This window comes from Nonomuraea mesophila (genome assembly GCF_004352805.1).
In the GTDB taxonomy this organism is placed as follows: Bacteria; Actinomycetota; Actinomycetes; order Streptosporangiales; family Streptosporangiaceae; genus Nonomuraea; species Nonomuraea longispora.
In genome coordinates this window covers 1-22,002 of sequence record NZ_SMLD01000048.1, presented here as the reverse complement: position 1 = coordinate 22,002, position 22,002 = coordinate 1, and the positions used below count along the sequence as shown (strand labels likewise).

The 22,002-nt window shown below is 69.0% G+C and carries 21 protein-coding genes, 2 tRNA genes, 1 rRNA gene and 1 riboswitch; of the genes, 17 read left to right on the top strand and 7 right to left on the bottom strand.

The window, feature by feature from the left end; translation table 11 throughout:
* Position 1 precedes the first annotated feature (1 nt).
* Positions 2 to 823, bottom strand: a complete 822-nt coding sequence (locus tag E1295_RS19650) for a hypothetical protein (RefSeq protein WP_220448797.1) — start codon at positions 821 to 823, stop codon at positions 2 to 4.
* Positions 824 to 1,025: 202 nt separating this feature from the next.
* Between E1295_RS19650 and E1295_RS19645 the strand changes: the two genes are divergently transcribed.
* From E1295_RS19645 to E1295_RS19630, 4 genes are all read left to right on the top strand, one after another.
* Complete coding sequence (locus tag E1295_RS19645) at positions 1,026 to 2,225, top strand: sensor histidine kinase (RefSeq protein ID WP_132631784.1); 1,200 nt, start codon at positions 1,026 to 1,028, stop codon at positions 2,223 to 2,225.
* Positions 2,222 to 2,905 (top strand): response regulator, encoded by a 684-nt coding sequence (locus E1295_RS19640; RefSeq protein WP_132631783.1) that lies wholly within the window; start codon positions 2,222 to 2,224, stop codon positions 2,903 to 2,905. The genes E1295_RS19645 and E1295_RS19640 overlap by 4 nt, the downstream gene beginning before the upstream one ends.
* Before the next feature lie 168 nt (positions 2,906 to 3,073).
* Positions 3,074 to 4,180, top strand: a complete 1,107-nt coding sequence (locus tag E1295_RS19635) for a MerR family transcriptional regulator (protein WP_246080145.1) — start codon at positions 3,074 to 3,076, stop codon at positions 4,178 to 4,180.
* 29 nt (positions 4,181 to 4,209) lie between these two features.
* On the top strand, positions 4,210 to 5,472 hold the full coding sequence (locus E1295_RS19630; protein ID WP_132631781.1) for an MFS transporter: 1,263 nt from the start codon (positions 4,210 to 4,212) through the stop codon (positions 5,470 to 5,472).
* 189 nt (positions 5,473 to 5,661) lie between these two features.
* On the opposite strand, the gene E1295_RS19625 is transcribed toward E1295_RS19630, so the two are convergent.
* From E1295_RS19625 to E1295_RS19615, 3 genes are all read right to left on the bottom strand, one after another.
* On the bottom strand, positions 5,662 to 6,615 hold the full coding sequence (locus tag E1295_RS19625; RefSeq protein WP_132631780.1) for a coiled-coil domain-containing protein: 954 nt from the start codon (positions 6,613 to 6,615) through the stop codon (positions 5,662 to 5,664).
* Positions 6,616 to 6,620: 5 nt separating this feature from the next.
* A riboswitch (cyclic di-AMP (ydaO/yuaA leader) is annotated at positions 6,621 to 6,763 on the bottom strand.
* 66 nt (positions 6,764 to 6,829) lie between these two features.
* Complete coding sequence (gene galT / locus E1295_RS19620) at positions 6,830 to 7,912, bottom strand: galactose-1-phosphate uridylyltransferase (protein WP_132631779.1); 1,083 nt, start codon at positions 7,910 to 7,912, stop codon at positions 6,830 to 6,832.
* Positions 7,909 to 8,688 carry a DeoR/GlpR family DNA-binding transcription regulator gene (locus tag E1295_RS19615; protein ID WP_132631778.1) on the bottom strand — a complete coding sequence of 260 codons (780 nt, stop codon included), beginning with the start codon at positions 8,686 to 8,688 and terminating at the stop codon, positions 7,909 to 7,911. The genes galT and E1295_RS19615 overlap by 4 nt, the downstream gene beginning before the upstream one ends.
* Positions 8,689 to 8,824: 136 nt before the next feature.
* Between E1295_RS19615 and E1295_RS52485 the strand changes: the two genes are divergently transcribed.
* Positions 8,825 to 8,902, top strand: a complete 78-nt coding sequence (locus tag E1295_RS52485; protein WP_372513659.1) for a 50S ribosomal protein bL37 — start codon at positions 8,825 to 8,827, stop codon at positions 8,900 to 8,902.
* Between the two features lie 58 nt (positions 8,903 to 8,960).
* On the opposite strand, the gene E1295_RS19610 is transcribed toward E1295_RS52485, so the two are convergent.
* Positions 8,961 to 9,578 carry a nucleoside/nucleotide kinase family protein gene (locus E1295_RS19610; RefSeq protein ID WP_132631777.1) on the bottom strand — a complete coding sequence of 206 codons (618 nt, stop codon included), beginning with the start codon at positions 9,576 to 9,578 and terminating at the stop codon, positions 8,961 to 8,963.
* Between the two features lie 85 nt (positions 9,579 to 9,663).
* Between E1295_RS19610 and E1295_RS19605 the strand changes: the two genes are divergently transcribed.
* Positions 9,664 to 10,317, top strand: a complete 654-nt coding sequence (locus E1295_RS19605; protein ID WP_132631776.1) for a class I SAM-dependent methyltransferase — start codon at positions 9,664 to 9,666, stop codon at positions 10,315 to 10,317.
* Between the two features lie 20 nt (positions 10,318 to 10,337).
* Here E1295_RS19605 and E1295_RS19600 read toward each other — a convergent pair.
* Positions 10,338 to 10,408: transfer RNA gene (locus E1295_RS19600), tRNA-Gly, on the bottom strand.
* Positions 10,409 to 10,497: 89 nt separating this feature from the next.
* Between E1295_RS19600 and E1295_RS19595 the strand changes: the two genes are divergently transcribed.
* The 4 genes from E1295_RS19595 (at position 10,498) to E1295_RS19580 (ending at position 12,512) form a co-directional block, all read left to right on the top strand.
* Positions 10,498 to 10,574, top strand: a tRNA-Pro gene (locus tag E1295_RS19595).
* A gap of 209 nt (positions 10,575 to 10,783) precedes the next feature.
* A complete protein-coding gene (locus tag E1295_RS19590; RefSeq protein ID WP_132631775.1) occupies positions 10,784 to 11,215 on the top strand; it encodes a DoxX family protein in 432 nt (143 codons plus the stop codon).
* Positions 11,216 to 11,253: 38 nt separating this feature from the next.
* The gene (locus E1295_RS19585) at positions 11,254 to 12,000 is read left to right on the top strand and encodes a hypothetical protein (RefSeq protein WP_132631774.1); all 747 of its coding nucleotides are present in this window, start codon (positions 11,254 to 11,256) and stop codon (positions 11,998 to 12,000) included.
* Between the two features lie 11 nt (positions 12,001 to 12,011).
* Entirely contained in the window at positions 12,012 to 12,512 is a 501-nt protein-coding gene (locus tag E1295_RS19580; RefSeq protein WP_132631773.1) for a DinB family protein, read from the top strand.
* A 67-nt stretch (positions 12,513 to 12,579) separates the two neighbouring features.
* Here E1295_RS19580 and E1295_RS19575 read toward each other — a convergent pair whose 3' ends face one another.
* Entirely contained in the window at positions 12,580 to 13,059 is a 480-nt protein-coding gene (locus E1295_RS19575; RefSeq protein ID WP_132631772.1) for an ATP-binding protein, read from the bottom strand.
* Positions 13,060 to 13,293: 234 nt separating this feature from the next.
* On the opposite strand from E1295_RS19575, the gene E1295_RS19570 reads away from it, so the two are divergent.
* The 7 genes from E1295_RS19570 to E1295_RS19540 form a co-directional block, all read left to right on the top strand.
* A complete protein-coding gene (locus tag E1295_RS19570; RefSeq protein WP_132631771.1) occupies positions 13,294 to 14,160 on the top strand; it encodes a helix-turn-helix domain-containing protein in 867 nt (288 codons plus the stop codon).
* A 167-nt stretch (positions 14,161 to 14,327) separates the two neighbouring features.
* On the top strand, positions 14,328 to 15,719 hold the full coding sequence (gene tig, locus E1295_RS19565) for a trigger factor (RefSeq protein ID WP_132631770.1): 1,392 nt from the start codon (positions 14,328 to 14,330) through the stop codon (positions 15,717 to 15,719).
* A 374-nt stretch (positions 15,720 to 16,093) separates the two neighbouring features.
* On the top strand, positions 16,094 to 16,726 hold the full coding sequence (locus E1295_RS19560) for a ClpP family protease (protein WP_132332989.1): 633 nt from the start codon (positions 16,094 to 16,096) through the stop codon (positions 16,724 to 16,726).
* Positions 16,727 to 16,737: 11 nt separating this feature from the next.
* Positions 16,738 to 17,361, top strand: a complete 624-nt coding sequence (locus E1295_RS19555; protein WP_132332988.1) for an ATP-dependent Clp protease proteolytic subunit — start codon at positions 16,738 to 16,740, stop codon at positions 17,359 to 17,361.
* A gap of 184 nt (positions 17,362 to 17,545) precedes the next feature.
* Positions 17,546 to 18,829: an ATP-dependent Clp protease ATP-binding subunit ClpX gene (gene clpX, locus E1295_RS19550; protein ID WP_132332987.1), complete on the top strand. Its 1,284-nt coding sequence runs from the start codon at positions 17,546 to 17,548 to the stop codon at positions 18,827 to 18,829.
* A gap of 72 nt (positions 18,830 to 18,901) precedes the next feature.
* On the top strand, positions 18,902 to 21,475 hold the full coding sequence (locus E1295_RS19545) for a valine--tRNA ligase (RefSeq protein ID WP_132631769.1): 2,574 nt from the start codon (positions 18,902 to 18,904) through the stop codon (positions 21,473 to 21,475).
* Positions 21,476 to 21,925: 450 nt separating this feature from the next.
* Positions 21,926 to 22,002: ribosomal RNA gene (locus tag E1295_RS19540) — 16S ribosomal RNA — on the top strand; the annotation flags it as partial.

Below are 22,002 nucleotides of genomic sequence, written 5' to 3'. Positions count from 1 at the left end.
CTCAGCCCCGGGTGAACGGCAGGGCGGAGCCGAAGGCCGCGCCGAGCACCAGCCAGGCGATGACGACGGCGAGCCAGAACACGGCTCGCCGGCTCGGCGGAGGGCCATCGCGCAGCAGCGAGATGCCCAAAGGAACCAGCGCGACGCAGAGTCCGCCCGCGGCGATGACGGACTGCGGGATCTGGGTGCCTTTCAGCGTCCCGAGCGCGAGCGCCGACATCAGGCCGAGCGCCACCGAACGGCCCAGGCCCAGCGCGCCGGAGCGGTAGGCGCCGACGGCCAGCACGATCCAGCCGGCGAAGGCCGCCCCCGACAACGTCCGGAACGGATGTACTTGCGTGTCCCGCCACGCCGCGTAGTAATGCTCGATCCCGCCGATCATCGCGGGCAGGCCCAGGCCGTCGGTCAGGTGGAAGGCCAGGTGGTCGGTGCCGTACTGGAAGGTCCGGGTGAACAGCCCGGCGATCACCAGGCATCCGCCCCACAGCCCCCACAGCGGCCTGGTGGCGGCGATCCTGTGCGCCAGCGTCATGACCGCCGGGCACAGCAGGATGACGCCGCAGGCGAAGCAGGCATAGGCGGCGGTGACGAGCCCTGGTTGCCGGGTGTAGGCGGCGAGCTGGTCAGGGAAGAAGAAGTGGAACCGGGAGCGCAGCAGAATTCCGGTCATGAGCAGGGCGGGCCCGGCGATCAGCGCGACGGCGCTCACCCATCGTCCGGGGAACGGCGGTTGCCGGCCCAGGTTGGCCGCGGCGTTGGCGGCCCGCCGTTCCCTCTGCGCCCGCCGCCATCGCGTGATCCGCCGGCGAAGCTCGTTCCTCATGCGTTCCTGCCCGTCGTGTCGGTGTCGGCGCGGCCCGGAATGCCGGGCGCATCAGCATGGTGGCGGGCGGTGCGGTGGGTACGCGTCGGGCTCAGGTCACATCTTGCGGCGGCGAGCAGGAGGCGGGTACGACCCAGGACAGACGCGGTTGTCCTACCGTGGTCAGATGCCGGGCGACCAGGCGAGACGATAACGTCACGGCATGAAGCAGGCTCGGCGGCTGCGCCGTAAGGGCGTCGCCGACGCGGCGGCGGCGGTCATGGTGGCGCTGCTCGTCGGCTACACCCTCGTCGATCCGCCGGGGCCGTCGCCGTCATGGCCCGCCTGGACGCTCTGGCCGTTCGCGGCGGTCGTGAGCCTTCCCGTCGCGCTCCGCCGGCGCCTGCCGTGGACCATGCTCGCCGCCGGGTGCGCCGCGGGCGCGCTGACGACCGTGGCCGGCGCCGCCGCGGCGGGCGCGCTCTGGGTGACGTTCCTGCCGACCGTGCTCGTGCTGTACGTCGTGGCCTCCACCGCCTCGCCCGCGTGGTCGGTCACGGGGTGGGCGGCCTGCCTGTCCGCCGCGGTGATCGCGGTCCTGATCTTCTACGCCCAGGTGCTGCCCGGCCTCTCGCCGGTGGCCACGCCGAGCGAGCTGCCCCCTCACTGGCCGGTCGAGATCGGCGCGATCGGGGTGCTGCTGACGGCCGCCTGGGCGCTCGGGACGGCCGTGCGCTGGAAGCGCGACACGACCGCTCGGCTCGTCCGCCACCTCGCCGAGGCCGCGGTGGGGGAGGAGCGCAGGCGCATCGCCAGGGAACTGCACGACATCATCGGCCACAGCATGAGCGTGATCGCCGTCAAGGCCACCGTCGCCAACCACGTCGCCGACGCCCGCCCGCAGGAGGTGCGCGCCGCGCTGTCCGTCATCGAACAGACCAGCCGGAGCACGCTCACCGAGATCCACCGGGTGCTCGACCTGCTGCGCTCCGAGGGCGACCCCCAGCAGGCGCACGTGCCCGGCATGGCCGACCTGCCCGAGCTGGCCGCGCAGGCCCGCGCGGCGGGGGTCGAGGTCGACCTGACCGTCCGCGGGGAGGCCGCGCCGCCTCCCGCGGTCGCGGTGTCGCTCTACCGGATCGTGCAGCAGGCCCTGACCAACGTCGTCACCCACGCGGGGCCCACGCGCTGCTCGGTCACCGTCGACGTCGACGGGCGGGAAGCCGTGGTCGAGGTCGTCGACGACGGCCCACGCAACGGGTTCCGCAGGCCACCCCGGCCCGGTCACGGCGGCCACGGCCTGGTGGGGATGCGGGAACGCGCGAAGACATACGGAGGCACGTTCAGCGCGGGAGCACGCCCTGAAGGCGGGTTCCGCGTGGCGGTCCGCCTGCCCTACGACCTGGACGGCCGGCCGGCATGAGCGCCGACGCCCCTACGCCGATCAGGGTGCTGCTCGCCGAGGACCAGGTCCTGGTGCGCGACAGCTTCAAGGTGCTCATCGACACCACACCGGGGCTGACCACCGTGGGCGAGGCGGGCAGCGGCGGCGAAGCCGTCCTGCTGGCCCGCCGGCACCGCCCGGACGTCGTCCTCATGGACATCCGCATGCCGGGCATGGACGGCATCGAGGCGACCAGGCGCATCTGCGCCGACCCGGCCGGCAGCGGCACGCGCGTGCTGATCCTCACCACGTTCGACCAGGACGACTACGTCCACGCGTCGCTGCGCGCGGGAGCGAGCGGTTTCCTGCTCAAGCACGCCACGGCGACCGAGCTGCTGGCCGCCATCCGGGTCGTCGCCGCCGGCGAGGCGCTGCTGGCGCCGACCGTGACCCGCCGGCTCATCGCCGACTTCCTGCGACGTGCCCACCCCGCCCCGGCCACGCGGGACCTCGGGCACATCACCCAACGCGAGCGCGAGGTGCTCACCCTGGTCGGCAGGGGCATGTCCAACGCCGAGATCGCCGGGCAGCTGCATCTGACCGTCGGCACGGTCAAGACCCACATCGGCAGGCTCCTGGCGAAACTGCAGGCCCGCGACCGGGCCCAGCTCGTCATCGCCGCCTACGACGGCGGGCTCGTCGACCCGCGGCCACGATGACACAGAGCCCGTTCGTGGCGGAGAGTCTTCTCAGAGCGTGTGTACGGCAGCCGTCAAGATCGATCTCGGCTGAGCGGCTGAGCCACGAGCGGCTGTCGTTGACCTTCCCCTTGGGGCAAGCGGCAGCATCGTCGGCACCGGCCGCGGTGGCCGGGATGAGGAGGAGTGGTGCTGCTGACGATCGGGGCGTTCGCCCGGGCCGTACGGCTGTCACCGAAGGCGCTGCGGCTGTATGACCAGCTCGGGTTGCTGCGGCCGGCAGCGGTGGACGGTGAGTCCGGCTACCGCTTCTACGATCCGGCGCAGCTGGAGCGGGCACGATTGATCGCCTCGTTGCGGCGGCTGGGCATGCCGTTGGCGCGTATTCGGCAAGTGTGCGACCTGCCGGGACCCGCGGCGGCCGAAGAGATCGCCGCCTACTGGCAGCAGGTGCTGACCGAGACCGCCGCCCGCGGCGAGCTGGCCACTTTCCTCGTCGACTATCTGTCGGGGAGAGGAAGCACAGTGGAAGAGACCCTGCTCGGGATCCGTTACGCCGCCTGCTCGGAGTCCGGACCGGTGCGTACGAGTAACGAGGACACCGCCTACGCCGGACCCGGGATGCTGGCGGTGGCGGACGGGGATCGCTGCTCGGGCGGCGGAGACCTGGCCAGTGCGGCGGCCATCGATGCGTTCAAACCGTTGCAGACCCTGGCCGTGCCGGCCGAGGACCTGCTCGGCGCGCTCGCCGACGCGGTCGGCGAAGCCGAGCGGGCCATCGGGGAAATCGCCGCGTCGACGGAGTCGGGTGAGGTGGCCACCACGCTCACGGCGTTGCTGTGGTCGGGATCACAGCTGGCGCTGGTGCACATCGGTGATACCCGGGCCTACCTGGTACGCGACGGTGAGCTGCACAGGATCACCCACGATCACACCTACGTGCAGGCGCTGGTCGACGAGGGCCGGCTGGCCTCGGAGGAAGCGGCCTCGCATCCGCAACGCTCGCTGCTCACACGAGCGCTGACCGGCACGCGCGGAGCCCAGCCGGAACTGTCGCTGCACAGGGCCGTGGCCGGTGATCGGTATCTGCTGTGTTCCGATGGGCTGTCCACCGTCGTTCCGGACGAGCAGGTACGCGAGGTTCTGACCGGGGCGGCCGGCCCTCAGCAGGCGCTGGACGGCCTGATCGCGCTGGCGTACGCCGCCGGCGCGCCCGACAACATCGCCGGCGTCGTCGCCGACGTGGTGAATCTCCAGACACCGGCCGCACCCGAAGCCGGGGGCAACGGGCGGTGAGCACGGCACGATCATTCGGCGTCCACACGATGGATCGCCGTCCCCTGGCCATCGCGGCCTACCGGCGGCTGTGGGTGGCATCGGCTGTCTGCGCGGTGGGCGGTTCGTTCAGCGTGATCGCGGTACCGGCCCAACTGTTCACGGTGACCGGCTCTTCGGCGGCCGTGGGCGTAGCGGGCGCGGTGTCGTTCGTGGCGCTGGTCGGGGCGGCGCTTTGGGTCGGGGCCCTCGCCGACGTCGTGGACCGGCGAAAGGTGTTGCTCGCGGCGCACAGCGGTCTGGCGTTGACGTACGCAGCCTTGTGGATCCACGCCGCACTGGGCGGACGCTCCGTTGCCATCCTGATGACGCTGGTCGCCTGCCAAGGGCTGGCCTTTGCGGCGATCATGACCACGATGGGTGCCACGGTGCCCCGCCTTGTCCCGATCGAGCTGCTGCCGGCGGCCAACGGCCTCAGCTCCTTGACCCGTTACGCCGGGTCGATCCTGGGCCCTGTCCTGGCAGGTGTGTTGATACCGCTCGTCGGGCTCGACACGCTGTACCTGTTCGACGCCGTCGCGCTGCTGGCCATCGTGTGGGCCGTCGTCAAGCTGCCACCGCTGCCACCGCACCCGGGCAGTCCATCGGCCGATCCGGATGCCCGCAGCCGCGGGCGCCGGCCCGTGATCGGCCAAGTGCTGGCCAGTTTCCGGTACTTGGCGGCCAGCCGGCTGCTGGTGGCCGTACTGGCGGTGGACCTCGCGGCGATGGTCTTCGGGATGCCGACAGCCCTGTTCCCGGAGCTCGCCCAGCACAGCTACGGCGGACCCGCGGCAGGTGGCCTGGAACTCGGCCTGCTGTACGCCGCCTATCCAGCAGGAGTCGTCACGGCGGCCTTGTGGTCCGGCACGTTCACCCGCGCCCGGCGTCACGGTGCGCTCATGGCGGCGGCCGCGGCGGCGTGGGGGATCACCGTGGTGGCGTTCGGATCGGCTGCGCATCTGTGGATCGCGCTGACGGCGCTCGTCCTCGGCGGTGCGGTCAACTTCGTGCTGAGCACGTTTCGCAATGCCATCACCCAAGCACACACCCACGACGCCATACGCGGCAGGATCCAGGGCTTGCTCACCGTCGTCCTCTTCGGAGGCCCGCACATCGCGAACCTGCTGCACGGGGCCGCCGCATCGATTCTCGATCCGCGGATGGTGATCTGCGCCGGCGGGCTGCTCACGACCGTGACCGTGGCGGGGATCGCCTGGGCGACGCCAGAACTGCGGAACTACGCGCCTCAACAGATGCCGTCTCCCGGGTAGGAGGCGGATCTGCGTGTCGGCACAGTGTCAGGTCCGGTTACGCGCCTGGCCCGCAGCGTTGCCATAGCGGGCTGGTCGACCGCCGCAGATCGTCGCCCACCGACCGACGGTTCCCGGCGCAAGCCCGAGCAGCCGGCTTCTTGCTACGACGGCGCAGGCGAAGCAGCGGGAGCACAGGGTTCTCCCTTGTCAGTTCATGGAGATGTGCACGTGGTCGTAGTGGTTCTCCGTGATGCTGCCACGGTCGGACATCGTGCTCCAGCCCGATCCGTGGTTGATGCGCTGCTTCCAGATGACGTACTTGACGCCCAGCTTGCTCTTGTTCTTGATGGCCCATTCCGCGATGCGGTCGCCCAGGGCGGCGTTGGCGGCGGAGGGCATCGAGCCGCCCGTGCTCATCATGAAGTCGCAGGCCCGGCCCAGCGGGTGTTCGCCGCTTGAGCCGCCGCGGAAGCAGCCGACGGTGAAGGGCAGCGCGAAGTTCTTGCCGATCTGCTCCTTCATCAACCGCGTGCGCGGGGTGATGTTGTCGGAGCCGGACGGCAGTTCGGGCGCCCAGCCGCCGTCCGACCTGCGGTTCGTGCCGAACGGCACCAGGTCCTGCAGCTTCTTCTCGATGTCGTCGATGACGTCCTCGGCCTTCTCGCGCCGGCCGGCCACCTCGGCGGCGTCCTTGCGGATCTTGCCGGCGAGCTCGGCGGCCTCCAGGGCGGCCTTCTTCTTCTGGTCGCGTGCCTTGGCCACGCCCTGCACGAACGCCTGCTGCTCGGCGGTGACCTGGTTGAGCACGGCCGCGCCGCCGCTGTTCTCGGGCAGCATGAACGCGGGAACGCCGGAGTTGCCATTCTGGTAGCGCAGCCGGGCGATCTCGGCGACCCGCTTCTCGGCCGTCGTGAGCGCCTCCTCGGCGGTGGCCAGCCGGGCCTTGGCCGCCTTGGCCGACTTCTGTGCCTTGGCCAGCTCGACCCGCTTGAGGTTGTACGCCTCGATCAGCTTGTCGACCTTGTTGTTGAGCTGCTTGAGCTGGGCCCGTAGCTCCGACTCCTTGGGCTTGGCCGTTGCGGACGCCGGGGCCGCCGAGACGGCGACGGCGGCGGCGGCGATGAGACCGATGGCAAGACTCGCGGGGGACGAAGCCGCCACGTAGGTGTTCCTCTCCCTCTGCCGGCCGGGTTAGCTGACGGGTTCGGGTAAGGGAGCTGCGTTTCCCTACCACCGAAGTGGATTCACCCCAGGTGCGATGGGTCCCCGGCTCCTGGGCAACTCGCCCAGGATTAGGCGGTGCAACGGCTGTTACGGCCGGTGCATAACGGGATATTAGTGGTAGATCACGAGTCATGCGACCTTAAGTAGAAATCTATTCTTGATCGATCCGTGACCGGAGCATACAGGCCGCCTCCTCCGGCATCACGTCGTTGACGAACGCGCCCATCGCGGACTCCGAGCCCGCCAGATACTTGAGCTTGTTCGGCGCCCGCCGGATGCTGAAAAGCTCCAGATGCAGGTACGCGAGCTCGCGGTCCCGCCGCACCGGAGCCTGGTGCCAGGCCGAGATGTACGGCATCACGCCGCCGAACAACCCGTCGAAGGCCCGCAGCACCGAGGTGTAGAGCGGGGCGAACGCCGCACGTTCCTCCTCCGTGAGCGCCGCCAGGTCGGGCACCTGCCGGTGCGGATAGACGTGCACCTCGAACGGCCAGCGCGCGGCCGCCGGCACGAACGCCGTCCACAGCTCGTTACCGGCCACCACCCGCGTCCCGGCGGCCCGCTCGGCGGCCAGCACGTCGGCGAACAGGTTGCCCGGGCCCTGATGGCGGGCCGCCGCACCGAGCTGGAGCTTCGTCCTGGGCGTGACGTACGGGTAGGCGTAGATCTGGCCGTGCGGGTGCGCCAGCGTGATACCGATCTCCTCACCCCGGTTCTCGAAGCAGAACACCTGCTCCACGCCCTCGATCGCGGACAACTCGGCCGTACGGTCGGCCCAGGCCTCCATGACGAGCCGTACCTGTGCGTCGGAGAGCTTGGAGAAGGAGGACGAGTGGTCGGAGGTGAAGCACACCACCTCGCAGCGCCCCACCCCCGGACGAACCTCGCTCAACCCGCCAACATCGTCATAAGTCCCGAAATTTGTGGAGAAGGATGGGAAGCGGTTCTCGAACACCACCACGTCATAGTCGTAGGCCGGGATCTCCGTCGACCGCGCGTCCGACGACGGGCACAACGGGCACTCGGCGGACGTGCCCGTCGGCAGGAACGTCCGCGTCTGCCGGTGCCCGGCCATCGCGATCCACTCCTCGGTCAGCGGGTCGTAGCGCAGCTCGGAGGCCACCGGCCGGGGCTCCAGCGGCCGACGGTCGATCGCGCTGCGATCGGCGTCGTCGCGCTGGTCGAAGTAGACCAGCTCCCGGCCGTCGGCCAGGTGGGTGATGGTGCGCTTCAATGCGTGCCCTCCGCGATGATCAGTTCTCCGGCCCGCTCGGCCAGCTGGGTACGGGCGTCCTCGGGCAACCCCGCGTCGGTGATGACCACGTCCGCCTCGCTCAGTTCGGCGATGGTGCTGATGCCCACGGTGTTCCACTTGGTGTGGTCGGCCGGGACGACCAGCCGGTGCGCGGCCGCCACGAGCTCCCTGTCGGTCTCCGACTCCAGCAGGTTCGGCGTGGTGAACCCGGCCCGCACGCTCATCCCGTGCACGCCGAGGAAGAGCGTGTCCACGTGCAGGCGGCGGATCGCGGCCACGGCAACCGGGCCGACCAGCGCGTCGGACGGCGTACGTACGCCTCCCGTCAGCACGACGGTGCGGTCGGCGCGCGGGTTGCGGTGGAAGACCTCGGCGACGGGGATCGAGTTGGTGATCACGGTCAGCTCGGGGACGCCGATGAGGTGGTGGGCCAGCGCCCAGATCGTGGTGCCCGCCGACAGCGCCACGGCGGTGCCGGGGCGGACCAGCCTGGCCGCGTGCCGCGCGATGGCCTCCTTCTCCTGCTGCTGACGGGCGGACTTCGCGGTGAAGCCCGGCTCCTCGGTCGATCCAGGACCGAGGGCGGTCGCCCCGCCGTGTACCTTCTCCAGCAGGCCGCGTTCGGCCAGCACCTCAAGGTCACGGCGGATGGTCATGTCGGAGACGCCCAGTTCGCGTACGAGGTCGGCGACCCGGACACCGCCGTTGCTGCGCACACGTTCGAGGATCGTCTGCTGACGCTGCTGTGCGAGCACGCCCGCTCCTTCCAACAGATTCCACCAAATTATGACACGGCGCTGTTGGGGAATGTTAGGTCGCTACGGATCGCTTGCGCCGTTCCATGGGGGAGAGAGACGTTGAAAGGACATCGATCACCTGGGAGGCGTACTGATGGCCAGGCGAGCACGCAAAGGCCGGGCACGCAAGAAGAAGAAGGCCAACCACGGCAAGCGCCCGACCGCACGCTGACGTGGTGGCCGCCCGCCGGCGGCCACCACCAGCACCCATCCCGCCCACCGGCCCGGCCTCAGAGAAGGAGCGCGGGACGGTCGGGGTGATCGGCCCTGATCACGACGTCGGCCGCCTCCTGCGGCCGCACCTCGCGCTCGTACCGCTCGTATGCGGGCAGCCGCCACCGCTCCTCCACAGGCGTACGGCGCTCCAGCGCCGCCGCCGACAACCACACATGCACGGTCAGCTCGAACGCCAGCCCCTGCCCCAGCAGCAGCGTTCCGTCGACGACGACCACCCCGCCCGGCGGCAGCTCCTCGTACGGCAGCCGGTACGCCCGGTCGATCCGGCTGTCCCACAGAGCCGGCAGCACCCGCCCGGAGCCGTGCTCGTTCAAGGGGTCCAGCACCTCTCGGCGCAGCGCCTTGACGTCGAGCCAGTCCTCGTAGAAGGCGTCGGGATCGTCCCTGCCGTGCTCCAGCCGCAGCGACGCGGGCCGCAGGAAGTCGCCGGCGCGAACCCGCAGCACGGGCCGCCCGAGCAGCCTGAGCGGCGCCACGAGGTCGTCGGCCAGCGTCTCCGGCCGCCCCGCGGGCGCTCCGTCGACGGCCACCCGCACCCACCGCTCGCGCGGCCACCGGTCGACCTGCTCGGCCAGCTCGCCGACGAGAACGGAGATCGGTCGCGCACGCATCTGCACCAGCTTACGAGCGTCCACCGCCCGCCCGATTCGCCCGCGTACGGAGGCGGAGAGAGGCGTGCGCCCCTAGAATCCGCCCATGGACTGGCAGGCGTGGCACGACGAGTACGACGACCCCGGTTCGCGACTCGCGCAACGACTGCGGGTCGTGCAGCAGCGCATCCGGCTGGCACTCGACGCCTGCCCGGCCGGCCCGCTGCGGCTCGTGAGCCTCTGCGCCGGCCAGGGCCGTGACGTGCTGGAGGCGCTCGACGGCCATCCCCGCCGCGGCGACGTACTGGCCCGTCTCGTGGAACTCGACCCGGGCAACAGCGCGAGAGCCGAGGAGACGGCCGGCGCGGCCGGGCTGGAACAGGTGGAGGTGGTCACGGCCGACGCCGCGCTCACCGACCACTACCAGGGCATGGTCCCCGCCGACATCGTGGTCGCCTGCGGCGTCTTCGGCAACATCACGGACGAGGACGTCGAACGTACGATCGCCACGTTCGCCCAGCTGTGCCGCTCGGGAGGCACGGTCATCTGGACGCGGCACCGCAGGCCCCCCGACCTGGTGCCACAGATCTGCCGATGGTTCGAGGACCGCGGCTACCACCGCGAATGGCTGTCGGAACCGGGCGCCCACTACGGCGGCGTCGGCGTCCACCGCTTCACCGGCTCCCCGCAGCCCCTGGCCGCCGGGAGGCGCATGTTCACCTTCGCCCGGCACGACGAGGGCCAGGCCCCCGTAGGGTGACCTGGCCCCTTGCTCATGAGAGCGGACGACGGGAATCGAACCCGCGTAGCTAGTTTGGAAGACTAGGGCTCTACCATTGAGCTACGTCCGCGCGAACCGGTCGAAGTCTGGTCTAGACTTCATCCGGTCGTCAGGGCGTAAGCGTACCGGAGTCGCGGACCGCATGCGCACTCGGCGAGACGGGGCGTGGCGCAGCTTGGCAGCGCGCTTGCTTTGGGAGCAAGAAGTCGCAGGTTCAAATCCTGTCGCCCCGACCAGCCGGAAGGCCCCTTCCACGTTCGGAAGGGGCCTTCCGCATGTCCGTCTGCTTGCGGGCCGCACACGTCAGGTGCTGTCACGCCACGGACGGTCGCGCTTCCGGGGGTGCATCTACGTGCACCCCAGCCGGGTAGTCAGGCCGATTCTCCCAGGCCGCCTGCGGTCCTAGCGTCGGAGTCATGAGCCGATCGGCAAGGGAGAACGCGCCGTGACCACCGCACCGAGCAAGGCCGCCCCCCGTACGACTGCCCGTACGACTGCCCGTACGACCGCCCTGACCGTCCTGCTGTGGATTCTCCAGGTGGTCGTGGCCGGTTTCTTCCTCATGTCGGCCCTGGGCAAGTTCTCGAACGTGGAACCGGCGAAGTCCACGTTCGAGGCCATCGGGTTCGGGGACTGGTTCCGCAACCTGGTAGCAGTACTGGAGGTGGTGGGGGCGGCGGCGCTGCTCGTGCCGCGGCTGGCGGGCGCCGCGGGCCTGGCGTTCGTCGGCCTGATGGCGGGCGCGACGCTGACCGAGGGGTTCGTGTCGGGCGGCGGTGTGGTGATGCCGCTGGCCACGCTCGTGCTCTGCGCCGTGATCGCCTGGGGGCGCAGGGAGAGCACGACCCGGCTGTGGGCGGCGGTCACCCGGAGGTAAATAGACTGTGAGGTCCCGCCCCCGTCACGGGCAAGGACATGCTCGAACTGTTCGACGACGATCCGATCTCCCGCCCGCTCACCTATCCAGGCCGGATCCCGGCGACCTCCGGGGTCCTGGTCGACGACGCGTACGTGCCGCTCCAGCCTGCCGGCGACGACCCGGGAGGGTGGGGTGCCGCGGGCGAGCCGCTCAGCGCACTGCTGGCACACCGGGGCTGCCTGCCGCTGACGGCTCGCCACCGCGTCGTCGCCGTGGGTTCCAACGCCGCGCCGAGTCAGCTGCGCAGGAAGTTCCTCGACCATGGGATACGCCCTGTCGTCCCCATGACGCTCGCCGACGTGCCGGGCGTCGCTCCCGGCGTGTCGGCCCACGTGAGCAGGTGGGGTTACGTGCCGGCCGCGCCGATCGACACGCCGGGTGAGACGTCCAGGCTGTTCGTGCTCTGGCTGGACGAGCGCCAGCTCGCCGCCCTCGACCTCACCGAGCCCAACTACACGAGGCGGACGCTCGCGCACCCGGTCAGGCTGGAGCCGGGCCCGCGTCTCCCGCCGCCCTTCGTCTACGCGGGCAAGCACGGCTGTGTCCTCGACGGAGGCCGCCCGCGCCGGCTGACGCCGCAGAGAGCGCTCATCCAGTCCCTCCTGGACGGGATCTCGGGGCTGCGCCGTGTGTGCGGCGACACGCCGTACGACTTCGTGGCCCGCGTCAGGGACGAGACCGTACGCGCGACGGCGTGCCGCCTCCTCCAGGCCCGGCCGGGGCGCGCGCGGGCCGCCGGGTAGAGTCGGGCCTCGTGACGGACACCCGCATTCCCCCACCCCGGACAGGCGACGAACGGACCGTCCTGAACAACTGGCTCGAATGGCACCGCGGCACCCTGGAGGTCAAGTGCGCGGGCCTCACGGACGAGCAGTTGCGCCTGCGTTCCGCGCCGCCCTCCACAATGTCGCTGCTGGGCCTGGTCAGGCACATGGCGCACGTCGAACGTTCCTGGTTCCGCCGGGTGCTGAACGGCGAGGACATCCCCAAGCTCTGGGACAAGGACCGCGACAACGACTCCGACTTCAACGAGGTCGACAAGGCCTCCGTCGAGGAGGCGTTCGCCACCTGGCGGGACGAGGTCGAGCGGGCCCGCGCCATCTCGGCCGCGGCCTCGCTGGACGCCGTCGGCGAGCACAGAGGCGCCGACTGCTCGCACCGCTGGATCCTCGTCCACATGATCGAGGAGTACGCCCGCCACAACGGCCACGCCGACCTGCTGCGCGAGCGCATCGACGGTGCGACGGGCGAGTAGGCGGCACCCGGTCCCGCGCCCGTGCCCGACGGCAGGCACAGGGGGCCGTACCGGAAATAAGGGTCTGTCAGGGGGCGTCGGCGTGGAAGAGCGCCCAGACGGCCTTGCCGCCGCTCGCCAGCGGGTCCCAGCCCCAGCGCTGGCTGTACGTCTCGACGATGTAGAGGCCGCGCCCGTTCTCCGAGATGAAGTCGGGGTTCTTGGGCCGCGGCACCTCGTCGCTCGGGTCGGCCACGGCCAGCAGCACGTGCGGCGCGACCCGCATCAGCAGCAGCTCGATCCCGCGCCGCCCGCGCGCGTACATCGCGTACCTGACGGCGTTGGTCACGAGCTCCGACACCACCAGCGCGGCGTCGTCGCTCAGGTCGTGCAGGCCCCAGCCGCGCAGGGTCGAGCGTGTCACGTCCCTGGCGGTCTTGACCGAGTCGGCCTGGAAGGGAAGCGGGCACGAGGTCGTGTACGGCTTCTCGCCCATGAGAAGGTGGTCGAAACCGACCTCGCGGGTGATCTGCAGGCAATCGGCAGTGGCCAGCGGATCCTCCACCATGCTGCCGATACCTCCCCGTTCAACCTTCGTTAGTGCATGTTTGGCCCAATATGCACCAACCCATCATGGGTCACGCGGCGGGGTCGCTGCAAGACCCAAATGCACGTGCAGTTGCATTGTGCAGGAGCAAGTGGCGCCAGCGTATCGGCCGTTGATTCGGACACGGGGTTGAGACCTTGTCATAGCTGGCGATGTGGTGTCACTGTGTGTGCGGACCTTGATAGGAGGAAGCAAGTGACGCAGAACCAGCCGGGTTCCGGGCCGACGGCGCTGCGCATCCTCCTGGGCTCCCAACTGCGCAAGCTCAGGGAAGCGAAGAACGTCACCCGCGAGGAGGCGGGCCACCTCATCCGGGGCTCCGAATCCAAGATCAGCCGCATGGAGCTCGGCCGGGTGGGGTTCAAGGAACGCGACGTGGCGGACCTGCTCACGTTGTACGGCGTCGAGGACCCGCAGGCCCGTGCCGCCGTGCTCGACCTGGTCGCCACCGCCAACGAGCCGGGCTGGTGGCACCGGTTCAACGACCTCCTGCCCACGTGGTTCCAGGCGTACGTCGGCCTGGAGGAGGCCGCCGCCAGGATCAGGACCTACGAGGTCCAGTTCGTGCCGGGACTGCTGCAGACCAAGGAGTACACCCGGGCCGTGGTGACCGCCGGGGCGGCGGGCATCGGCGCCGAGGAGATCGCCAGACGGGTGGACCTCCGGCTGGAGCGCCAGCGAATCCTGGACAAGCCCGACGGGCCCATCTTCTGGGCGGTGATCGACGAGGCCGCGTTACGCCGGCCCATCGGCGGCGCCGAGGTGATGAGAGCCCAGATCGAGCATCTCATCGAGCTGATGCGCCAGCCGAGCATCACGATCCAGATCATGCCCTTCAGCTTCGGCGGGCACAGCGCGGAGGGCGGGGCGTTCAGCGTCCTGCGCTTCCCCGACAACGACCTGCCGGACGTCGTGTACGTCGAGCAACTCGCCAGCGCCCTCTACCTCGACAAGCGCGAGGACGTGGACCGCTACACCGAGGTGATGGAGCGGCTGTGCGCCGTCAGCACCACCCCGGATGAGACGATCGAGCTGCTGCGGACCATCGCGGACGAGTTCTGAGAGCCGTGGCGTCGTTGTCGGGTGCGCATCTGCCCTAGACTGGCAGACGGCGTTGGATCCCGCCGTGGCGGAGCATGCCCGACACCGCTCATGTGGGCGCGGCGCGTGAGCCGAAACCGATGAGACGCGCCCGCGATCACTCGTAGCTTGATCAAGGAGACCATTCCGTGAAGACCGCTGTCGAGGAGCTCAGCCCGACCCGGGTCAAGCTCACCGTCGAGGTGCCGTTCGACGAACTGCGCCCGAGCATGGATGCGGCATACAAAAAGGTCGCGCAGCAGGTGCGCGTCCCCGGGTTCCGGCCTGGCAAGGTTCCGGCCCGCATCATCGAGCAGCGCTTCGGCCGGGCGGTAGTGCTGGAGGAGACCCTCAACGACGCGGTGCCCAAGCTCTATGGCCAGGCCGTCGACGAAGTGGACGTGTTCCCGGTCAGTCAGCCGGACATCGAGGTCACGAAGATCGACGACGGTGAGCAGATCGAGTTCACCGCCGAGGTCGACATCCGGCCCAACTTCGAGGTCCCCGACTACCAGGGCGTCGAGGTCACCGTCGACTCCGCCGAGGTCTCCGACGACGACGTCAACGCCCAGCTCGACGCGCTGCGCCAGCGCTTCGCCACGCTGACCGGCGTCGAGCGGCCCGCCGCCGACGGCGACTTCGTCGTCATGGACCTGCGCGCCGAGATCGACGGCAAGAACATCGAGGAGCAGCAGGCCAGCGAGGTGTCCTACGAAGTGGGCGCCGGTTCCGTGCTGCAGGGCCTCGACGCCGCGCTCGAGGGCATGTCCGCGGGCGAGGAGAAGAGCTTCAAGACCGAGCTGGTCGGCGGCGACAACGCCGGCGAGGAAGCCGACGTGATCATCAACGTCAAGTCGGTCAAAGAGAAGGTCCTGCCCGAGCTCGACGACGAGTTCGCGCAGCTCGCCAGCGAGTTCGACACGCTGGAGGAGCTCCAGGCCAGCATCCGCGAGCAGGCTCGCCGCAACAAGCTGATCGACCAGGTCGTGCAGGCCCGCGACAAGGCGCTCGACGCCCTGCTCGACAAGATCGACATCCCGCTCCCCGACAGCGCGCTCAAGGCCGAGGTCGACGCCCGCAAGCACAACCTCGACCACCAGGTGGCCGAGAGCGGCCTCAGCCGTGACGCCTTCTTCCGTCTCTACCAGACGACGGAGGAGGAGCGCTTCGCCGAGTTCGAGAGCAGCGCCGCCAAGGCGCTCAAGGTCGGCTTCGTGCTCGACAAGATCGTCAAGGCCGAGGAGCTGGGCGTCTCCGAGCAGGAGCTGACCAACTTCGTGGTCCGCCGGGCCATGGAGATGGGCGTGCAGCCCAACGAACTGGCCAAGCACCTCGCCGACAACGACCAGCTCACGCTGGCCATGGTCGAGATCGTGCGCGACAAGGCCAAGTCCGTGCTCGGCGACGCCGCCAAGGTGGTCGACAGCGAGGGCAACGAGGTCGACCTCAAGGGCATCTACAGCGAGATCAACGGCAGCGAGGCCGACGAGGAAGAGGCCGCCGAGGACGACAAGGCCGACGGCGAGAAGGCCGACGCCTGACGTCTGGAGCCTGAGACGACCGGAGCCCCTGGACCATCGGTCCGGGGGCTCTGTCATGACCTGACGCCTCGGGCACACGGCGACGCGCTCAGACGGCTTGTGCGCAGTCCTGAGGGCCGCGGTCGTCTGCGGGCGGCGGCCCGGCGCTCATCGCGCGGCACCCGCCCTCTCAGGCCGTCTCAGGCGGGCCGCCGTACGCCTTCCGGCGCCACGCGGGACGAAGACCGCACAAGCCGAAGAAGCGTAACAGGCAACCATTCGCTCGAACCTGCGCCGTCAGCGAACAGTACGGGGGACCGGGCATGACCTGTAGGCCGGGCGCGTTAGGGTCACAAGCAAAGCCCATCGATTACGACGCATCGGAAGGTGACGCTGTGACCAGCCCGCCGACCTTCTATCAGCCTGAGTCTCGAGGCCGTGAGAACGGCTCCGCCTTCCGGCTTGAGGACCAGCTTTACCAGCGCCTGCTTCGCGAGCGCATCATCGTTCTCGGGCAGGAGGTCAACGACGAGATCGCCAACCGCATCTGCGCAGAGCTGCTGCTGCTCGCGGCCGACGATCCCGACCGCGATATCACGCTCTACATCAACTCGCCGGGCGGCTCGGTGAGTGCGGGCATGGCGATCTACGACATGATGGAATACGTGCCTAACGACGTATCCACGGTCGTCATGGGCATGGCCGCCTCGATGGGGCAGTTCCTGCTGTCCGCCGGCGCCCGTGGCAAGCGTTACGGCCTGCCGCACGCCCGTGTCATGATGCACCAGCCGTCCGGCGGCATCGGCGGCACCGCCGCCGACATCGCCATCCAGGCCGAGCAGATGCTCTACGTGAAGAAGACGCTGGCCGAGCGGATCGCCCACCACACCGGGCAGCCGCTCGAGCAGATCGAGGCCGACTCCGACCGCGACCGCTGGTTCACGGCCGAGGAGGCCAAGGACTACGGCTTCATCGACCACGTGGTGCGCAGCGCACGACAGGTGCCCACGCAGGGCCCGGTCTCCTAGGGGGAGCTGACATGAACATCGAAAGCCGTTACGTTCTCCCCTCCTTCGTCGAGCGCACGTCCTACGGCGTGAAGGAGATGAACCCGTACAACAAGCTTTTCGAGGACCGCATCATCTTCCTCGGAGTGCAGATCGACGACGCGTCGGCCAACGACGTGATGGCCCAGCTGCTGACGCTGGAGTCGCTCGACCCCGACCGTGACATCAGCATCTACATCAACTCGCCCGGCGGCTCGTTCACGGCCATGACGGCGATCTACGACACGATGCAGTTCGTCCGGCCGGAGATCCAGACCGTCTGCCTCGGCCAGGCCGCGTCCGCCGCGGCCGTGCTGCTGGCCGGCGGCACCCCTGGCAAGCGGTTCGCGCTGCCCAACGCCAGGGTGCTGATCCACCAGCCGTCCACCGAGGGCGGCGGCCAGGGCAGCGACATCGAGATCCAGGCCCGCGAGATCCTTCGCATGCGCACCCTCCTCGAGGAGATCGTGGCGAGGCACTCGGGCAAGTCCTCCGCCGAAATCCGCAAGGACATCGAACGCGACAAAATTCTCAACGCGGACGAGGCGAAGGCGTATGGTCTGATCGACGACATCATCCCGTCCAGGAAGAAGCGAGCTCAGGCCGTGGCTTCCTAGACGAGACGTGACGCGCCGGAGCGCTGCCCAATAGGGCACGTTCCGGTGCGACTCGCCGCTAGGGGGCTCACTGAGGGCCCAGAAGACGGTAACGTCGAAACCTGAGCGGTTCGGCCTAGTCCGGAGGATGTCCGGAGACACTGCTCGCGTGAGCAGGGCGGTCCCACGCAAAGGAGTATCTGGGGTGGCACGCATCGGCGACGGGGGAGACCTGCTGAAGTGCTCGTTCTGTGGAAAGAGCCAGAAGCAAGTCAAGAAGCTCATTGCCGGTCCAGGCGTCTACATCTGCGATGAGTGCATCGATCTCTGCAACGAGATCATCGAGGAGGAGCTCTCCGAGTCCTCCGAGCTCAAGTGGGACAACCTGCCCAAGCCGAGGGAGATCTACGAGTTCCTCGACGCCTACGTCATCGGTCAGGACAAGGCGAAGAAGGCGCTCTCGGTGGCGGTCTACAACCACTACAAGCGGGTGCAGTCCGGCGACCGGGGCAGAGACGACGGCCTTGAGCTGGCCAAGAGCAACATCTTGTTGCTCGGGCCGACCGGTTCGGGCAAGACGCTGCTGGCGCAGACCCTGGCGAAGATGCTCAACGTGCCTTTCGCCATCGCCGACGCCACCGCGCTGACCGAGGCCGGCTACGTCGGCGAGGACGTCGAGAACATCCTCCTCAAGCTCATCCAGGCCGCCGACTACGACGTGAAGAAGGCCGAGACCGGCATCATCTACATCGACGAGGTCGACAAGATCGCCCGCAAGAGCGAGAACCCGTCGATCACGCGCGACGTCTCCGGCGAGGGTGTGCAGCAGGCGCTGCTGAAGATCCTGGAGGGCACCACGGCCTCGGTGCCTCCGCAGGGCGGCCGCAAGCACCCCCACCAGGAGTTCATCCAGATCGACACGACCAACGTGCTGTTCATCTGCGGCGGCGCCTTCGCCGGTCTGGAAAAGATCATCGAGTCGCGCATCGGCAAGAAGGGCATCGGCTTCAACGCCATCATCCGGTCGAAGGAAGAGGTCGACACCGCCGACGTCTTCGGCGACGTGATGCCTGAGGACCTGCTGAAGTTCGGCATGATCCCCGAGTTCGTCGGCCGCCTGCCCGTCATCACCTCGGTGCACAACCTCGACCGCGAGGCGCTCATCCAGATCCTCACCGAGCCCCGCAACGCGCTGGTCAAGCAATACCGCAAGCTGCTCGAGCTCGACGGCGTCGAGCTGGAGTTCACCGACGGTGCCCTGGAGGCGATCGCCGACCAGGCCATCCTGCGCGGCACCGGCGCCCGCGGGCTGCGCGCCATCCTGGAGGAGGTGCTCCAGTCCGTCATGTACGAAGTGCCCTCCAGGCAAGACGTCGCCCGCGTGGTCATCACCCGCGAGTCCGTGATCGAGCACGCGATCCCGACGCTCGTCCCGCGCGACCAGCTCGCCGCCAAGCAGCAGCGCACACCGCGCGAAAAGTCGGCCTGAGCCGCATTCGTTCACGCCGGACGCCCCGTGGTCGCGGACCGCGGGGTGTTCCGCTTTCCCGCCTCCCTAGAATTGGTCACTGTGACAACGCCAGAGCTGCCTACCCACTACACCCCGGCCGACGTCGAGACCCGGAGCTACGAACGCTGGGTGTCCGAAGACTACTTCCACGCCGATCCGGGCAGCTCGCGCGAACCGTACACCATCGTCGTCCCGCCGCCCAACGTGACGGGCGTCCTGCACATCGGGCACGCGCTCGACCACTCCATCCAGGACGCGCTGACGCGCCGGGCGCGGATGAAGGGTCACGAGACCCTGTGGCTGCCGGGCATGGATCACGCCGGCATCGCCACCCAGAACGTCGTGGAGCGCGAGCTGGCGAAGGAAGGCTTGTCACGCCACGACCTGGGCCGTGAGGCGTTCATCGAGCGGGTCTGGGCGTGGAAGGAGGAGTCCGGCGGCCGCATCCTCGGCCAGATGCGCAAGCTCGGCGACAGCGTCGACTGGTCGCGCGAGCGGTTCACGATGGATTCCGGCCTCTCGCGGGCCGTGCAGACCATGTTCAAGACGTTGTTCGACGACGGGCTGATCTACCGCGCCGAACGCATCATCAACTGGTGCCCGCGCTGCCTGACCGCGCTGTCCGACATCGAGGTGGAGCACAGCGAGGACGAAGGCGAGCTCGTCTCGATCCGCTACTCCGACGAGATCGTGGTCGCGACCACGCGCGCCGAGACCATGCTCGGTGACACGGCCGTCGCCGTTCACCCCTCCGACGAGCGTTACGCGCACCTGATCGGCACGCTCGTGGAGGTGCCGCTCACCGGCCGCATGATCCCGGTGGTCGGCGACGAGCACGTCGACCCCGAGTTCGGCACCGGAGCGGTCAAGGTGACCCCCGCCCACGACCCCAACGACTTCGAGATCGGGCGGCGTCATTCGCTGCCGTCGCTGACCGTCATGGACGAGCGCGGCGTGATCACCGCGCACGGGCCCTTCCAGGGGCTCGACCGTTTCGAGGCCAGGCCGGCAGTCGTCGCGGCCTTGCGCGCCGAAGGCCGCATCGTCGCCGAGAAGCGCCCCTACCTGCACTCGGTCGGCCACTGCTCGCGCTGCAAGACCGTGGTCGAGCCCCGGTTGTCGCTGCAGTGGTTCGTCAACGTCTCGCCGCTGGCCAAGGCAGCCGGCGACGCCGTCCGCGACGGGCGCACCCGCATCCACCCGCCCGAGCTGGCCAAGCGCTACTTCGACTGGGTCGACGACATGCACGACTGGTGCATCTCCCGTCAACTCTGGTGGGGCCACCGCATCCCGGTGTGGTACGGCCCGGGCGGCGAGGTCGTCTGCGTTGGCCCCGACGAGGAGCCGCCCGCCGGCTACACGCAGGACCCCGACGTCCTCGACACCTGGTTCTCCTCGGGGCTCTGGCCGTTCTCGACCCTCGGCTGGCCCGACTCGACACCCGAGCTCCAGCGCTTCTATCCGACCTCCGTGCTGGTCACGGGCTACGACATCCTGTTCTTCTGGGTCGCGCGCATGATGATGTTCGGCCTGTACGCCATGGACGGCCAGCCGCCGTTCCGTGTCGTCGCGCTGCACGGCATGGTCCGCGACCAATACGGCAAGAAGATGTCCAAGTCGTTCGGCAACGTGGTCGACCCACTCGACTGGATCGATCGTTTCGGCGCCGACGCCACTCGATTCACGCTGCTGCGCGGCGCCAATCCCGGCGCCGACGTCGCGGTGAGCGAGGAATGGGCCGCCGGTTCCCGTAACTTCTGCAACAAGATCTGGAACGCCACCCGCTTCGCCCTGATGAACGGGGCCGCGGTGGGTTCCCTCGACGACGCGCGGTTGACCCCGGCGGACCGGTGGATCCTCTCGCGCCTGCAGTCGGTGATCACGGCCGTCGACGCGGCGTTCGAGGAGTTCGAGTTCGCCAAGGCCTCCGACCTGCTCTACCACTTCGCCTGGGACGAGGTCTGCGACTGGTACCTCGAGCTGGCCAAGATCCAGCTCGGTGAGGGCCTGGAGCACACCCGGCTCGTGCTGGGCCACGTGCTCGACGCGCTGCTCCGGCTGCTGCACCCGCTGACGCCGTTCGTGACCGAGGAGTTGTGGCGGGCCGTGACCGGTGGCGAGTCCGTGGTCGTGGCGCCGTGGCCGAAGGCCGACGCCCGCTACGCCGACGCCGCGGCCGAGGCCGAGATCGGCGCGCTGCAGGAGCTGGTGACGGAGGTGCGCAGGTTCCGCTCCGACCAAGGGCTCAAGCCCGGCCAGAAGGTGGCCGCCCGCCTCGGGCTGGCCGGCACGCGACTGGCCGGTCAGGAAACGGCCGTTCGCGCGCTGCTGCGCCTGACCGAGCCGTCGGAGTCCTTCAACGCCACGGCGCGGTTCACCGTGGGCAAGGTGAGCGTGGAGATCGACACAGCGGGCGCCATCGACGTCGTGGCCGAGCGTAAGCGGGTGGAGAAAGACCTCGCAGCCGCCCGCAAGGAGGCCGCGCAGGCGGGGGCCAAGCTGGGCAACGAGCAGTTCATGGCCAAGGCGCCGGACGACGTGGTGGCCAAGGTGCGGAGCCGCGCCGAGCAGGCGTCCGCCGACATCGCGCGGCTCGAGGCACAGCTGGCCCGGCTCGGTGTTTGAGGCGCAGCCCCGAAGGGAAGGTTCATTCGTTACCTGAGAACGGACCTTCGACCCCGTCGGGGCTGCTACAGTTTTTGAGGCGGGGCAGTCAACCCCGACATCCCTCTGATCACACCTCGACTTCCGAGCGGCCCAGTCACGCGATTGGACAACGGCCGGATGTTGGAGTAAGTTAGCAGGGTTGCCTCCAAGCGGGGCACGTCCTAAAGATTCCGAATCGGGCGGTTTGACAAGGATCGTCCAGATCGGGTAATCTTGAGGAAACGAAGTGTGTGTGAGCCTCCATGGCAGGGTCAGTAAAGATCTTGACGAGGATGTACGCGTGCGTTTCTTGAGAACTCAACAGTGTGTTAAAAGCCAGTGCATGATGCACAACCCCGTCCATCGGCTGCAGGTTTTCTTTTGTGGTCGGTGTTGACGGATTCCTTTTTGATAGTTGGGTTCAGACCTTTTTTGGAGAGTTTGATCCTGGCTCAGGACGAACGCTGGCGGCGTGCTTAACACATGCAAGTCGAGCGGAAAGGCCC

What these genes read in the sequence shown, in the direction of transcription:
- E1295_RS19605 (WP_132631776.1), top strand. Translation starts at nt 9,664, where the DNA reads ATGGACTGGCAGGCGTGGCACGACGAGTACGACGACCCCGGTTCGCGA.
- E1295_RS19645 (WP_132631784.1), top strand. Translation starts at nt 1,026, where the DNA reads ATGAAGCAGGCTCGGCGGCTGCGCCGTAAGGGCGTCGCCGACGCGGCG.
- E1295_RS19610 (WP_132631777.1), bottom strand. Translation starts at nt 9,578, where the DNA reads ATGCGTGCGCGACCGATCTCCGTTCTCGTCGGCGAGCTGGCCGAGCAG.
- E1295_RS19575 (WP_132631772.1), bottom strand. Translation starts at nt 13,059, where the DNA reads ATGGTGGAGGATCCGCTGGCCACTGCCGATTGCCTGCAGATCACCCGC.
- E1295_RS19585 (WP_132631774.1), top strand. Translation starts at nt 11,254, where the DNA reads ATGCTCGAACTGTTCGACGACGATCCGATCTCCCGCCCGCTCACCTAT.
- E1295_RS19640 (WP_132631783.1), top strand. Translation starts at nt 2,222, where the DNA reads ATGAGCGCCGACGCCCCTACGCCGATCAGGGTGCTGCTCGCCGAGGAC.
- E1295_RS19650 (WP_220448797.1), bottom strand. Translation starts at nt 823, where the DNA reads ATGAGGAACGAGCTTCGCCGGCGGATCACGCGATGGCGGCGGGCGCAG.
- E1295_RS19555 (WP_132332988.1), top strand. Translation starts at nt 16,738, where the DNA reads ATGAACATCGAAAGCCGTTACGTTCTCCCCTCCTTCGTCGAGCGCACG.
- E1295_RS52485 (WP_372513659.1), top strand. Translation starts at nt 8,825, where the DNA reads ATGGCCAGGCGAGCACGCAAAGGCCGGGCACGCAAGAAGAAGAAGGCC.
- E1295_RS19630 (WP_132631781.1), top strand. Translation starts at nt 4,210, where the DNA reads ATGGATCGCCGTCCCCTGGCCATCGCGGCCTACCGGCGGCTGTGGGTG.